Origin of the sequence: Pseudotabrizicola sp. L79 (genome assembly GCF_036553525.1) — a bacterium.
GTDB lineage: Bacteria > Pseudomonadota > Alphaproteobacteria > Rhodobacterales > Rhodobacteraceae > Pseudotabrizicola.
The window spans coordinates 280,710-293,605 of sequence record NZ_JAZHDA010000052.1 but is presented as its reverse complement, the minus strand read 5'-3'; the positions used below and the strand labels follow the sequence as shown (position 1 = coordinate 293,605).

Here is a 12,896-nt window from a genome sequence, read left to right as displayed (position 1 = left end):
CCGCCCCCTTCTGTTGAACCACCGCTGACCTGAACAATGGTGGCGGTAGCCTTCGATGGAAGACCAGAACAAGAACCTTATCCTCGCAACCGTGTTGTCCCTTGTGGTCATCATGGTGTGGTTCGTGCTGTTCCCACCGCCTGAACCGGTGGTTGACCCGAACGCGCCAGCGATCGCAGCGACCGAGGCCCCGGCCACTTTGGCCGCGCCACCCGCCGCAGTGGCCGATCCGGCTGCGACGACCGCAACTGCCGCACCCACGCCTGCGGCCGAAGCCCCGCGCCTGACGATCGACACGCCCGAACTGACCGGGTCGATCTCGCTGCTGGGGGCCCGTCTCGATGATCTGGAGTTGAAGGCCTATACCCAGACGATTGATGACGACTCGGGTATTGTGCGGCTGCTGTCACCGGTGGGGACGGAGAATGCCTATTACGCCCTGTCGGGCTGGGGCCCGGCTGGTGCCTTGGATTATGCGGATGTGCCGGGTGCCAACACCACCTGGCTGCCCGCAGGCGGCGGCACCCTGTCGCCTGGCAACCCGGTCAAGCTGGTCTGGGCGAATGACAAGGGGCTGGAGTTCGTGCGCGAAATCGCGGTGGACGAAGCCTTTATGTTCACCATCACCGATACGGTCACCAATACCGGCACGGCCGAGGCGCGACTGTTCCCCTATGGCATCGTTGCGCAACATGGCATGCCAACCAAACTGGAGAACTTCTTTGTCAGCCACGAAGGCGTCGTGGCCCGCGCCGATGGCACGCTGACCGAAACGAAATACAAAGACGTGGCCGACCTGCCCATGGTCGAGCGTGAAGGGGGGCTGGCCGAAACGGTTGATGCCACCACAGATGGATGGATCGGCTTTGCCAGCAAATACTGGATGACCATCCTGATCCCCGAGCAGGGCAAGCCCTTCACCTCGGTCACCAAATATGTGCCAAGCGCTGATATCTACCAAACCGAGACCCGCCAGCCGGTAGTGGCCGTGGCACCCGGGGCGACGGTCAGCAATGTGTCGCGCATCTTTGCCGGGGCCAAGGAATGGGAAACCATCCGGTCCTATGAAAATGACGGTGCTGTCAGCGGCACGGGCCAGCCGATTGCGGGCTTTATCGATGTGATCGACTGGGGTTGGTTCTTCTTTTTGACCAAGCCGATTTTCTCGGTGCTGCATTGGCTGCATGCGGTGATCGGCAACATGGGTCTGGCCATTATCGCCCTGACCTTCGTGCTGAAGCTGCTGGTTCTGCCTTTGGCCTACAAATCCTATGTCAGCATGGCGCGGATGAAGGAGTTGCAGCCCGAGATGGAGGCGCTGAAAGAGCGCGCGGGCGACGACAAGCAGATGATGCAGCGCGAGATGATGAAGCTGTATAAGGAAAAGAAGGTGAACCCCGCAGCGGGCTGCCTGCCGATCCTGATCCAGATCCCGATCTTCTTCTCGCTGTATAAGGTGATTTTCGTCACCATCGAACTGCGCCACGCGCCGTTCTTTGGCTGGCTGAATGACCTGAGCGCCCCGGACACGTCTTCGTTGTTCAACCTGTTCGGCCTGTTGCCTTGGGCCCCGCCTGAAACGGGCAGTATCCTGGCGCTGATCTTCATTGGCGTGCTGCCGATCCTTTTGGGCATCACCATGTGGTTGCAGCAAAAGCTGAACCCCGCCCCCACCGACCCGGTGCAACAACAGGTCTTCGCCTGGATGCCGTGGATCTTCATGTTCATGCTGGGCGGCTTTGCCAGCGGGCTGGTGCTGTATTGGATCACCAACAACATCATCACCTTTACCCAGCAATATGCGATCATGCGCAGCCATGGCCACAAGCCTGACCTGTTTGGCAACATCAAGTCGGGGTTCAAGAAAAAGCCTGCCGCCGTGGTTGCTGACAAGGGTGCGAAGTCCAAGAAGAAATGATCCGGCTGGCGCATATCGTTCGCCATCCGATCAAGTCCGTGGGCTTTGAGGAACTGGCTGGCGCGTCCCTGACCAAGGGGCGCGCTTTGCCATTCGACCGTGAATGGGCCGTAACGCACGAGGCCGCAAAGTTTGATCGGCTGACCGAGTGGCACCCCAAGATGAACTTTCTGCGCGGTGTCGCAGGGCCCGAGCTGATGGCGATTTCGGCCCAGCTTGATTCGGCGACGCGCCGCGTGACGCTGCGCCACCCCTTTGCGGGCGCGCTGACCGTGGCACCTGATGAAGAAGGCCCGGCACTGGTGGATTGGCTGCGGCCCCTGTGGCCCGCCGAGCGGCCTGCGCCGGCGCGGGTTGACCATTTGCCGGGGCAGGCGATGACCGACTGGCCCGACCCATTCGTGTCGGTGCTGGGTCTGGCTTCGAACAGGGCGCTTGGCCAGGTGATGGGGCAGGATCTGTCGATCCATCGCTGGCGCGGGAACCTGTGGCTGGATGGTCTGGCCGCCTGGGCCGAGTTTGATCTGATCGGCCGGCATTTGCAGATCGGCGATGCAGTGCTGGAGGTGCGGCAACGCATCACGCGTTGCAAGGCCACGACGGTGAACCCCGAAACCGGGCGCAGCGATGCCGATACTTTGGCTGCGTTGCAGCAGCATTTTGGGCATGAAGATTTCGGCACTTATGCCGTCGTCGTGCAATCCGGCGCTGTTGCGCTTGGGGATGAGGTGACCGTGATATGACCCTGAAGTTCCCCTTGGCCGATGAACCCGATGATTTCAGCCGCGAAAAAGGCCGCCTGCTGTTTGCGGGGCCGGTTGATTTCGTCAAGGGCGTGGTCGCCATGTCGGGCCTGCCTGCGGCTGACCGGGTGGAAGTCTGCTTTGCCGGGCGGTCGAATGTGGGCAAGTCCAGTCTGATCAACGCGCTGACCGGGCGCAAGAATCTGGCGCGGGCCTCGAACACGCCGGGGCGCACCCAAGAGATCAACTATTTCACTCTGGGCGAAGATCGCTATCTGGTCGATTTGCCCGGCTATGGCTATGCCGAGGCGCCAGTGGCCGTGGTGGCCAAGTGGCAGGCCTTGCTGAAAAGCTATCTGCAAGGCCGCCAGACCCTGCGCCGCGCCTTTGTGCTGGTTGATATGCGCCATGGCATCAAGTCGGTTGATGACGAGATCCTGACCATGCTTGACCGGGCGGCGGTGACGTTTCAGGTGGTGCTGACCAAGGCTGACAAGGTGAACAAAGCCACAAGGGATGAGACGATCGCCCAAGTGCAGACGGCCTTGGCCAAGCATCCGGCGGCGTTTCCTGAAATCATCGTGACCAGTTCGGAAAAGGGCGAAGGGATCGAGACGCTACGCGCTGTGGTCGCCACGCTGGTCTAGATCGTGCTGGGGGTCTGCCCCCGGCACCGGATCATAGCCGTGCCCGCCCCAAGGATGGCAACGGCACAGCCGGTGCACCATCAGATAGCCGCCCTTGGCGGCGCCATGGCGCTCTAGCGCCTCAAGCGCATAGGCCGAGCAGGTGGGTTGAAACCGACAGCCATGCCCGACCCACGGCGACAGCAGCAGGCGATAGGCGCGCACGGGCAGGGCCACGATGCGGGCAAGCGGGGTCATGGCTGGCCTTTATGGATCTGGCGCAGGGCGCCCTGCAAATCGGCCAACAGATCGGTGTAATTGCGGCTGATGGTGGCGCCGGGGCGGGCGACCAGCACATAATCCCAACCGGGTTGCCCCAACTGCGGCAGGATCGCCCGTGCCACTTCGCGCAGGCGGCGTTTGGCGCGGTTGCGCGCCACGGCATTGCCGATCTTTTTCGACGCGGTAAAGCCAACCTGCATCCGCGCCGTATCATCATTGCGACAGCGTGCCTGCAACAGAAAACCCCCGGTGCCATGACGGCGGGCCGAGGCAGCCCGCAAGAATTCGGGCCGGGTTTTCAGCGTGGACAGGCAAACAGAAACCGCCGAAGGAACAACGGGCGTTTCGGCAGAAATGCCTTTGCCCGTTTCCTTCGGCGGCGTCATGTCATTCAGCATCCGGCAGACCCCAAGGGGCCAGCAGATCAGGCCGACAGGCGCTTGCGGCCCTTGGAGCGGCGGGCAGCCAGCACCAGACGGCCACCTTTGGTCGCCATGCGGGCGCGGAACCCGTGGCGGCGCTTGCGGACCAGGTTCGACGGTTGAAATGTGCGCTTCATAGCGGCTCTCCATCAGACATCTTGCCCGAACCCCAAGGATTCGAGGGCAGGGAACTTGAAGCCCGTCCTTTACGGGGGCTTGGGGGGCAAGTCAACGGCGCAGGGGCGGAATTCCTGCAACATTTCCCGCGAAAACCCGTGAAAGGCCCGCCTAATGTTTCAAAGCCCCCCGTTCTGTACACGCCTGACGGCCCGCTGATCAAGCGGGCGTGAGGCCCCTATCGCCCGTGCTGTCGGCTGGTCCATCTTGGCCGCATGAAAAAGGACGCTGATATGACTGACCGCACTGCCCCCCGCCCGGTTTGGGCCAAACGCCTGCCGTTTCTCTTGATCTTGTTGGCTGCGATTCTGGGGGCCTTTACCCTGCGCGACCAGTTGTCATTTGACGCCCTGGCCCAGCATCGCGAATCGTTGCTGGCGTTTCGAGATGCCAATTTCGGGCTGGCCAGTCTGGCCTTTGTGGCCGCCTATGTGGTGATTGTGGCCTTTAGCTTGCCCGGCGCCACCGTTGCGACGCTGACAGGCGGGTTCTTGTTCGGCCTGTTTCCCGGCACATTGTATAACGTGCTGGCGGCCACTTTGGGGGCTGTGGCGGTGTTTCTGGCGGCCCGTGCGGGCTTTGGTGCCGATGTGGCCGCGAAGATTGAAGAAAAGGGCGGTGCAGCGGCGCGGTTGCAGGCGGCTTTGCGTGAAAACGAATGGTCTGCCCTGCTGATCATGCGGTTGGTTCCGGCTGTGCCGTTCTTTGTCGCCAATTTGCTGCCTGCGTTCGTTGGCACCTCGCTGGCGCGGTTTGCAATCACCACCTTTGTCGGCATCATTCCCGGCGGCCTTGTTTACACATCGGTCGGCGCAGGTTTGGGCGAGGTCTTCGCCAAGGGCGAGACGCCAGATCTGTCGATCATCTTTGCGCCGCATATTCTGGGGCCGCTGCTGGGGTTGGCAGCCCTGTCAACGCTGCCGATCATCCTGAAAAAACTGAAGAAAGAGGCCTGAGATGCAGCAGATTGAAACCGATATTTGTGTGATTGGCGCAGGCTCTGGCGGGTTGTCGGTGGCGGCGGGCGCGGTGCAGATGGGCGCGCGCGTGGTGCTGATCGAGGGCGGCGAGATGGGCGGCGATTGCCTGAATTCGGGCTGCGTGCCCTCTAAGGCGCTGATCGCGGCGGCCAAGGCCGCCCATGCGATGCGCGCCGGTGCGGGCTTTGGCATCACGGCGGTTGAGCCGCAGGTGGATTTTGCGGCTGTGAAAGACCATGTGGCGCAAGTGATTGCCACCATTGCCCCCGTTGACAGCCAAGACCGCTTTGAAGGGCTGGGCTGCACCGTCATCCGCGATTGGGCGCGTTTTACCGGGCCTGACACGGTTGAGGCTGGCCAGACCCGGATCAAGGCCCGGCGCTTTGTGATCGCCACCGGCAGCCGCCCCTTTGTGCCGCCGATTCCAGGGATTGAGACGGTGCCCTATCTGACCAATGAGACGATCTTTGATCTGCGCGAAAAGCCAGACCATCTGATCGTGATCGGGGGCGGCCCCATCGGGATGGAAATGGCGCAGGCCCATCGGCGCCTCGGCTGTGAGGTGACAGTGATTGAGGGCGCCCGCGCCTTTGGCCGCGATGACCCTGAACTGGCGGCTGTGGTGCTGGAAAACCTGCGCCAGGAAGGCGTTTTGGTGCTGGAAGAGGCCCCAGTGACATCAGTGGCTGGCTGGGATGGCACGATTGCCGTCACGCTGAAGGATGGCCGTGTGATCGAGGGCAGCCATCTGCTGCTGGCCGTAGGGCGCAAGGTGCATCTGGACGGGCTGAACCTTGAGGCGGCGGGCGTTGTCTATGATCGCAAGGGCGTGACGGTGGATGCCGCGCTGCGGTCAAGCAACCGGCGCGTTTATGCGGTGGGGGATGTGGCGGGGGGCCTGCAATTCACCCATGTTGCGGGGTATCACGCGGGCGTGGTGATCCGGCAGATCCTGTTTGGCCTGCCGGCCCGTGCCAGCACGCGGCATATCCCCTGGGCCACCTATACCGACCCTGAATTGGCGCAGGTCGGCCTGACCGAGGCCGAGGCCCGCAAGGCCCATGGCGCGGCGCTGACGGTGCTGCGGCAGGAGTTCGGCCATAATGACAGGGCCTTGGCCGAGAACAAGGGCAAGGGCCTGCTGAAAGTGATGGTCGTCAAGGGGCGGCCTGTGGGGGCCAGTATGGCGGGGCCGATGGCGGGCGAGTTGATTGGCCTTTGGGCTTTGGCGATTTCGTCGGGCCTGAAGATGGGGGCGGTGGCCGGGATGGTGGCGCCCTATCCGACGCTGGGGGAAATCAGCAAACGCGCGGCAGGAGCCTATTTTTCCCCGAAACTCTTTGATAATCCTATGGTAAAGCGGGTGGTGGGGCTGGTGCAGCGCTATCTGCCCTAGGGTTTTGCAAGGGTGACACGGTGCCAAAGGACAGCAAGAACAGGGGCGGGTTCCTGAGAACCCTTTCCGGGCGCTTCCTGCTGTTGACCATTGCCTTTGTCATGCTGGCCGAAGTGCTGATCTTTCTGCCCTCGATCGCCCGGTTTCGGGCCGATTATCTGCTGCAACGCCTTGAAAAGGCGCAGATTGCGTCGCTGGCACTGCTGACCACAGATGAGATGATCGCCCCCGATCTTGAGGCGGAATTGCTGGTGAATGCCGGGGTGTTCAACGTGGTCTTGCGCCGCGATGAGGTGCGCCAACTGGTGCTGTCCTCGCCCATTCCGGCCGAGATTTATGAAACCTATGACCTGCGGCTGTCGGGGCCGTGGGAACTGATCCGCAATGCGATTCAGGTGATGATCGACCCGGTAAACCGGGTGATCCGGGTGATTGGCAACCCGGTGCAGCAGGCCGGTTTGCTGATCGAAGTTACCTTGGAAACCGGGCCTTTACGGCAGGCGATGCTGGAATACGGGGCGCGGATTCTGGTGCTTTCGGCGCTGATTTCGGCGGTGACGGCGGTGCTTTTGTTTATCAGCGTGCAGACCATGATCGTGGCCCCGATCCGGCGGGTGGTGCGGCATATGCAGGCCTATGCCGAGGCGCCGGAAGATGCGCGGCGGGTGATTGCGCCGTCGGCTGGGGTGGTTGAATTGCGGTTGGCCGAAGAGGCGCTGGAAAGCCTGCAACGGCAGTTGACGGGGGCGCTGAAGCAAAAAGAGCGTCTGGCGCAACTGGGCGGGGCGGTGGCCAAGATCAGCCACGATCTGCGTAACATATTGACAACGGCCCAACTTTTCGCAGACCGCATCGAAGACAGCGCAGATCCGACGGTGGCGCGGGCGGCGCCGAAACTGGTGAACTCGATCACCAGGGCGGTTAATTTGTGTGAATCGACGCTGGCCTTTGGCAAGGCCGAGGAACCGCCGCCGCGATTGGACAGGTTTGCGATCCGCCCGCTGTTGGAAGATGTCGTTGAAGGAGAAGGCCTTTCCAGTGAAGGAGAGGTTAACTGCCTGATCGATGCGGCCCCCGGCCTGATCTTGCGGGCCGACCGCGAGCAATTGTTGCGGGCCATTGGCAATCTGGTGCGCAATGCCCGTCAGGCGATCGAGGCGACGGGCAAGGGCGGCACCATTGAATTGTCGGCGGGCGAGGATGAGCGTGACTGGTGGATGCGTGTGGGCGACACCGGGCCGGGCCTGCCGACCAAGGCCAAAGAGCATTTGTTTGAGGCTTTTCAAGGCAATGCGCGCAAAGGGGGCACGGGTTTGGGGCTGGTCATCGCCGCCGAACTGGTGCGCGGCCATGGGGGGCGGCTGGAGCTTGCGCGCAGTGATGAGGAGGGAACCGAGTTCATTATTCGCCTTCCCAAGCAGTTGAATGAGATTTCGTGACTTTTGCCCTTGCAAACCCCGGCGGGGGCCGCTAAATCCGCCCACACGACGGACCCGTAGCTCAGCTGGATAGAGCATCAGACTACGAATCTGAGGGTCGGGCGTTCGAATCGCTCCGGGTCCGCCACTTTCCCCTTTTGTTGATCAGATCACCCCTTTGGGGGCAGGCTGTGGTTTTGGCTGTGCCAAGGGCGTGGTTTTGCTGTGGTTTTGGCGTGGTGCATCTGTGGTCACAGGGCGTGCGCCGGGTTTTTTGTTTGGCAAGGGATCTGGGGCAGGGTGGGGCCAGAGCGAAAGGGGCCTGCCATGCCAAACATCACCGCGAGCGAAACCAAGCAACGCGCTGCCTTTCACCATTTGGCCGGGGTGATGCGGGGGCTGGAGGCCGATCTGCGTTGGGGGTTGGTGCAATCTGACCGCATTCCGCAAGCCTGGCACCAGATTGCCGCCGAAGACCCCGTGCCGAAAAAGCGCCATGTCTCGATCCGGTTGGATGAAGATGTGCTGCGGTTCTTTCAGGCGATGGGGGCGGGGCATCTGACACGGATGAATGCGGTGCTGCGGGCCTTTATGCTGGCGCGGCTGGCCGGGGTGGTGAAGGGCGCGGCGGATGTGGATTACGGGCATGATCTGCGCGCGACCTATCTGCGCGAGATGGAGGCCTATATGGCCGAGAAGCCCGAACTGGATCGCCGTATCGCCGCAGGCGGGGCGGCAGCGGACAAGGCCATAGATGCGGCACAGGCGCGGCTGGACCGCATACAGGCGCTGCTGCTGGCGATGCTGGACGGGGTGGCGGAGGGTGTGGCGGAGGGAGGGGGAGAGGCGGGGCGCAGTGGCCCCGCGCAGGTGCGGCCCTAGCGTGGGGCCGCAGTCACCAGATGGTCATGGACAAAGCCTGCCGAGCGGGCGGCCGAGATAAAGGCGCGGCGGGCGGTGCCCACCGAGCCGACGCAATCCATCGCGGCTTCGATCCGGGTCAGCGCGCTTTGGCGGGCGGCATCGGCGACGGGCCATTTGCGGCGCAGCCAGTAGCGGGCCTGTTCCAGCGTGCTGAAGTTTTGCACCTCGCCTTCGGGCGAGATGACGAAGGAGAGAGGTTCCCCCCATTGAATTTCAATCAAGATTGTCTGCTTTCAAAATAAGGCCGGCGCGCGCAGGGCGGCGCCGGTGTCGTCAGGTGGGCGGCCAGGGCGGGCGATCTGCCCAAGGCCCGGCCGCAAGCTGACCTGTCGGGTCAGGCGAGAACGAGGTTCGTCGCCGATTCGCGGCCATCGCGGTCACGCTCGATGTCGAAGCTGACGGCCTGACCATCATCAAGACCGCGGATGCCCGCGCGTTCCAGAGCGGTGACATGAACGAAGACGTCCTTGTTGCCACCTTGCGGAGCGATAAAGCCGAAACCTTTGGTGGAGTTGAACCATTTCACGGTGCCATTGGCCATCGTGGTATTCCTTTAATAATTGCTGCCCGCAGGATTGAGACAGCCCGGCAAAGCTGAAGATCGAAGGCTGAGCCGGAAGGAACAGGTCCGAAAGAGAGAGTTGCCCCTTGGGGATAGCGGGTTTGCCCCCCAATAGCGAGGTTTATTCCGGCCAAGCCGGGGGGCGCCCGGCAAGCCGTTGAAAACACGGGAAAGGATTCCGGCGGCCAAGGCTGGCGCGCCGGATTTTCATGGCCCTAAGCCTCGGGGATCAGGATTTCGCGCTTGCCCACATGGTTGGCCGAGGTGACGACGCCTTGTTCTTCCATCTGTTCCACCAGACGCGCGGCCTTGTTATAGCCGATGCCCAGTTTGCGCTGGATATAGCTGGTCGAGCATTTGCGGTCTTTGGCGACGATGGCCACGGCCTGATCGTAAAGCGCATCTTCGCCATCGCCCCCGCCGAGGCCCAGAACCATGTCGATGTCGCTGGCCGAGTCTTCATCCGGGCCTTCGACGACGCCCGACATGTATTTGGGCGGGCCAAAGGATTTCAGGTGGTTCACGATTTCCTCGACCTCTTCATCTGACACGAAGGGGCCGTGAATCCGGGTGATCTTGGCGCCGTTGCCCATGTAAAGCATGTCGCCCATACCCAAGAGCTGTTCGGCCCCCTGTTCGCCCAAGATGGTGCGGCTGTCGATCTTGGAGGTCACCTGGAACGAGATCCGGGTGGGGAAGTTGGCCTTGATCGTGCCGGTGATGACATCGACCGAGGGGCGCTGGGTGGCCATGATCAGGTGGATGCCGCTGGCGCGAGCCATCTGGGCAAGGCGCTGGATGCAGGCCTCGATTTCCTTGCCGGCCACCATCATCAAGTCGGCCATTTCGTCAACAATGACAACGATATAGGGGAAGACCTGCGGCGCGAATTCTTCGGTTTCAAAGACGGGTTCGCCGGTGTCTTCGTCAAAGCCGGTCTGGATGGTGCGCTTGAACAATTCGCCTTTGGCAAGGGCCTCGCGCACGCGGCCGTTATAGCCTTCGATGTTGCGCACGCCCATCTTGGACATCTTGCGGTAGCGTTCCTCCATCTCGCCCACCACCCATTTCAGCGCGACGACGGCCTTTTTCGGGTCGGTCACGACGGGCGAGAGGAGATGCGGGATGCCGTCATAGACCGACAGTTCCAGCATTTTCGGGTCGATCATGATCAGGCGGCATTCCTCGGGCGTCAGTTTGTAGAGGAGCGACAGGATCATGGTGTTGATGGCGACCGATTTGCCCGAGCCGGTGGTGCCTGCGATCAGAAGGTGGGGCATCTTGGCAAGGTTGGCCACAATGGCGTCGCCGCCGATGTCTTTGCCAAGCGCAAGGGGCAGGCGCATGTTGCTGTCGCCGAAGTCACGGGCAGCAAGGATTTCACGCAGCACCACCTTTTCGCGGGTGGCATTGGGCAGTTCGATGCCGATGACGCTGCGGCCCGGCACGGTCGAGACGCGGGCAGAGAGGGCCGACATCGAGCGGGCGATGTCATCGGCAAGGCCGATCACGCGGCTGGCTTTCAGGCCGGGGGCGGGTTCCAGTTCATACATGGTGACGACGGGGCCGGGGCGGACAGAGACGATCTCGCCCTTGACGCCGTAATCATCCAGCACCGATTCCAGCATGCGGGCGTTTTCTTCCAGCGCCTCGTCCGACAATTGATGGCGGATGATGGTGGACGGAGAGGCGAGCAGCGAGAGCGGCGGCAGTTCGTAATCCTGAGACACCTGATCTTCAAAGCGCAGGCGGGGCTGGGCCTCGGACACGGCCTGACGTGAGGGGGTAAGCGGTTTTTTCGGGGCGTGCTGGACCACGCCCTTGCGGCTTTCGATCACCGGGGCCACGCGCAACGGGGCCGAAGGGGCGGCAAGCGGTGGGGCAGGGGGGGCGGGATGCAGGTCTGCGTCGCTGTCGAAATCGGTATCAAAATCGGTGTCGAAATCCTGTTGCGGTGCGGGCGCGGTGTCGCGCAGCCAATCGGCATCGGCCTCATAGGCATCAAGCGGGGTTTCGAACAGCGCATCGTGGTCGATGTCGTCTGACGGGGCGAACAGGTTGCCGTGGTCTGGCCAAGGCTGTGCCGTTTCGGTGGGCAACGGCGGCGGTGGTGGCAGGGGGCTGCGGGCGGCAGGCTGCGGTGGCACATGGGCCGAGGTCAGCGGCGGTTCGGCGGGCAGGCCATCGGGCGCGATTGCCGGTGTGGCGCGGCGGGTGTTGGCGATCAGCGGCTGGGGGCCGCGCAGGCGCTGGGTCAGGCTGCGCTGGGCATTGCGGGCCACGGGCGGTTCGCGGCGGGCCTGAACGGCGGCGGTGATCGGGTTGCTGGTGGCAATCGGCTGGCGCACGCGGTTGCGGATGGCATCCGAGATGCGGGCCTTGATGCGGTCATCGCTGGGCGGTTCGGCATCAAAATGCGTCAGCGTTGCGGGTTCGACCAGTTCCGGTTCGGGCACCGGATCGGCCACGCGGCGCATCAGTTGCGGCATCCGCGACAGCAGGCCAGCGCGTTCACGCGGGGGGGCGTAATGGGCGGCCTCGGCCATGGGTTCGGGATAGCGCGGATCGGCGCGCAGCGGGCCGGCAAGCGCGGCGGGGCGGCCCCATGTGGTGGGCGCGTCGGACGCGTCTGGCGCGCGTTGCACGCGGGCCCCGCCACGGGCGGCGGCGGCAGGTGCGGCGGCGGGTGCCATGGCCTCGGGCTGCCAGTCCTGGCTGCGCTGGGCATCGCGCTGGGTGGCGGCCTCGGCGCGGGCGGTGCGGCGGGCTTCCATCGCCTGGGCGGCCTGGGCGGTGCCTTTGCCCATCATCACCAGACAGGAATCATAGGCAAAAATCGCACCGTTCAGCAAAAAGCGGGCAAGGCCCCCCAGTTCGACGATGGTAAAGCCCGTGACCCAAAAGCCCATCACGGCCAACAGCAGGCCCAGCAGCATGGAAAACAGGTTCAGGCCGATGCCCGCACTGACCGGGGCCATGCCCAGAAGGGCGCCAAGGATTGTGTCGCCGAACAACCCGCCAAGGCCAAAGGCATGTGGCCAGTCGGCCCCCGGAACCAGGGTTGAGGCGAAGATCGAGGCAACGGCCACTGCGATGACGGCAAAGACGATGCGCCCCATCGCGCGGTCGGCCCCGCGATGGGTGACAAAGCGCAGGCCCCAGACCGCAAGGATGACCGGGATCATCCACGCGCCCTTGCCGCCGATGATAATCAGCGTGGAAGACAGTGCCGCGCCAAAGCGGCCCAGCAGGTTTTGCGCCGGTTCTTCGTTGGCGACCATCCAGCCCGGATCTTCGGGGGAATAGCTGCCCAACATCAGGGCAAAGGCAAGCGCAAGGGCCAGAAGGGCAATGCCCAAAAGCTCTTTGCCGCGCTTTTCCAGCATGGCTTGGGTGTTCTGATCCAAAAGCGGGTCGCGCTGACGGGCGTGGATGGAAGCCATGACCT

At 63.1% G+C, this 12,896-nt stretch carries 13 protein-coding genes and 1 tRNA gene; 8 read left to right on the top strand and 6 right to left on the bottom strand.

Annotation, left to right across the window (positions count from 1 at the left end; genetic code table 11):
* Window positions 1-55: 55 nt before the first annotated feature.
* From yidC to yihA, 3 genes are read left to right on the top strand one after another with little or no spacing between them, the layout of a single operon-like run.
* Complete coding sequence (gene yidC / locus V3C85_RS14650) at window positions 56-1,918, top strand: membrane protein insertase YidC (RefSeq protein WP_331795947.1); 1,863 nt, start codon at window positions 56-58, stop codon at window positions 1,916-1,918.
* A complete protein-coding gene (locus V3C85_RS14645) occupies window positions 1,915-2,661 on the top strand; it encodes an MOSC domain-containing protein (protein WP_331795945.1) in 747 nt (248 codons plus the stop codon). The genes yidC and V3C85_RS14645 overlap by 4 nt, the downstream gene beginning before the upstream one ends.
* Complete coding sequence (gene yihA, locus V3C85_RS14640; RefSeq protein ID WP_331795943.1) at window positions 2,658-3,308, top strand: ribosome biogenesis GTP-binding protein YihA/YsxC; 651 nt, start codon at window positions 2,658-2,660, stop codon at window positions 3,306-3,308. Before V3C85_RS14645 ends, yihA begins: the two co-directional genes overlap by 4 nt.
* Here the strand turns inward: yihA and yidD are convergent.
* The 3 genes from yidD to rpmH are packed head-to-tail and all read right to left on the bottom strand — an operon-like array spanning window position 3,279 to window position 4,128.
* Window positions 3,279-3,545 (bottom strand): membrane protein insertion efficiency factor YidD, encoded by a 267-nt coding sequence (gene yidD, locus V3C85_RS14635; protein WP_331795941.1) that lies wholly within the window; start codon window positions 3,543-3,545, stop codon window positions 3,279-3,281. The two genes, yihA and yidD, sit on opposite strands and share 30 nt — an antisense overlap.
* Complete coding sequence (rnpA, locus tag V3C85_RS14630) at window positions 3,542-3,955, bottom strand: ribonuclease P protein component (protein WP_445942022.1); 414 nt, start codon at window positions 3,953-3,955, stop codon at window positions 3,542-3,544. The genes yidD and rnpA overlap by 4 nt, the downstream gene beginning before the upstream one ends.
* A gap of 38 nt (window positions 3,956-3,993) precedes the next feature.
* Complete coding sequence (rpmH, locus tag V3C85_RS14625; protein ID WP_331795938.1) at window positions 3,994-4,128, bottom strand: 50S ribosomal protein L34; 135 nt, start codon at window positions 4,126-4,128, stop codon at window positions 3,994-3,996.
* Window positions 4,129-4,401: 273 nt separating this feature from the next.
* Between rpmH and V3C85_RS14620 the strand changes: the two genes are divergently transcribed.
* The 5 genes from V3C85_RS14620 (at window position 4,402) to V3C85_RS14600 (ending at window position 8,844) form a co-directional block, all read left to right on the top strand.
* Window positions 4,402-5,124 (top strand): TVP38/TMEM64 family protein, encoded by a 723-nt coding sequence (locus V3C85_RS14620; RefSeq protein WP_331795937.1) that lies wholly within the window; start codon window positions 4,402-4,404, stop codon window positions 5,122-5,124.
* A gap of 1 nt (window position 5,125) precedes the next feature.
* A complete protein-coding gene (locus V3C85_RS14615; protein WP_331795936.1) occupies window positions 5,126-6,544 on the top strand; it encodes a dihydrolipoyl dehydrogenase family protein in 1,419 nt (472 codons plus the stop codon).
* Window positions 6,545-6,645: 101 nt separating this feature from the next.
* Window positions 6,646-7,983: a sensor histidine kinase gene (locus tag V3C85_RS14610; RefSeq protein WP_331796045.1), complete on the top strand. Its 1,338-nt coding sequence runs from the start codon at window positions 6,646-6,648 to the stop codon at window positions 7,981-7,983.
* A 50-nt stretch (window positions 7,984-8,033) separates the two neighbouring features.
* Window positions 8,034-8,110 (top strand) — tRNA-Arg (locus tag V3C85_RS14605).
* Between the two features lie 179 nt (window positions 8,111-8,289).
* Window positions 8,290-8,844, top strand: a complete 555-nt coding sequence (locus V3C85_RS14600) for a BrnA antitoxin family protein (RefSeq protein ID WP_331795934.1) — start codon at window positions 8,290-8,292, stop codon at window positions 8,842-8,844.
* Here V3C85_RS14600 and V3C85_RS14595 read toward each other — a convergent pair.
* From V3C85_RS14595 to V3C85_RS14585, 3 genes are all read right to left on the bottom strand, one after another.
* Window positions 8,841-9,107 (bottom strand): DUF982 domain-containing protein, encoded by a 267-nt coding sequence (locus V3C85_RS14595; protein WP_331795932.1) that lies wholly within the window; start codon window positions 9,105-9,107, stop codon window positions 8,841-8,843. The genes V3C85_RS14600 and V3C85_RS14595 overlap by 4 nt on opposite strands.
* A gap of 113 nt (window positions 9,108-9,220) precedes the next feature.
* Window positions 9,221-9,427 carry a cold-shock protein gene (locus V3C85_RS14590; RefSeq protein ID WP_331795930.1) on the bottom strand — a complete coding sequence of 69 codons (207 nt, stop codon included), beginning with the start codon at window positions 9,425-9,427 and terminating at the stop codon, window positions 9,221-9,223.
* 236 nt (window positions 9,428-9,663) lie between these two features.
* Window positions 9,664-12,891 (bottom strand): DNA translocase FtsK, encoded by a 3,228-nt coding sequence (locus V3C85_RS14585; RefSeq protein ID WP_331795928.1) that lies wholly within the window; start codon window positions 12,889-12,891, stop codon window positions 9,664-9,666.
* Window positions 12,892-12,896 lie beyond the last annotated feature (5 nt).

Excerpts from the sequence above, each read along its gene's own strand:
- V3C85_RS14645 (WP_331795945.1), top strand. The coding sequence starts at position 1,915 with ATGATCCGGCTGGCGCATATCGTTCGCCATCCGATCAAGTCCGTGGGC.
- rpmH (WP_331795938.1), bottom strand. The coding sequence starts at position 4,128 with ATGAAGCGCACATTTCAACCGTCGAACCTGGTCCGCAAGCGCCGCCAC.
- yidC (WP_331795947.1), top strand. The coding sequence starts at position 56 with ATGGAAGACCAGAACAAGAACCTTATCCTCGCAACCGTGTTGTCCCTT.
- yidD (WP_331795941.1), bottom strand. The coding sequence starts at position 3,545 with ATGACCCCGCTTGCCCGCATCGTGGCCCTGCCCGTGCGCGCCTATCGC.
- yihA (WP_331795943.1), top strand. The coding sequence starts at position 2,658 with ATGACCCTGAAGTTCCCCTTGGCCGATGAACCCGATGATTTCAGCCGC.
- V3C85_RS14615 (WP_331795936.1), top strand. The coding sequence starts at position 5,126 with ATGCAGCAGATTGAAACCGATATTTGTGTGATTGGCGCAGGCTCTGGC.
- V3C85_RS14600 (WP_331795934.1), top strand. The coding sequence starts at position 8,290 with ATGCCAAACATCACCGCGAGCGAAACCAAGCAACGCGCTGCCTTTCAC.
- V3C85_RS14610 (WP_331796045.1), top strand. The coding sequence starts at position 6,646 with ATGCTGGCCGAAGTGCTGATCTTTCTGCCCTCGATCGCCCGGTTTCGG.
- rnpA (WP_445942022.1), bottom strand. The coding sequence starts at position 3,955 with ATGACGCCGCCGAAGGAAACGGGCAAAGGCATTTCTGCCGAAACGCCC.
- V3C85_RS14590 (WP_331795930.1), bottom strand. The coding sequence starts at position 9,427 with ATGGCCAATGGCACCGTGAAATGGTTCAACTCCACCAAAGGTTTCGGC.
- V3C85_RS14620 (WP_331795937.1), top strand. The coding sequence starts at position 4,402 with ATGACTGACCGCACTGCCCCCCGCCCGGTTTGGGCCAAACGCCTGCCG.
- V3C85_RS14585 (WP_331795928.1), bottom strand. The coding sequence starts at position 12,891 with ATGGCTTCCATCCACGCCCGTCAGCGCGACCCGCTTTTGGATCAGAAC.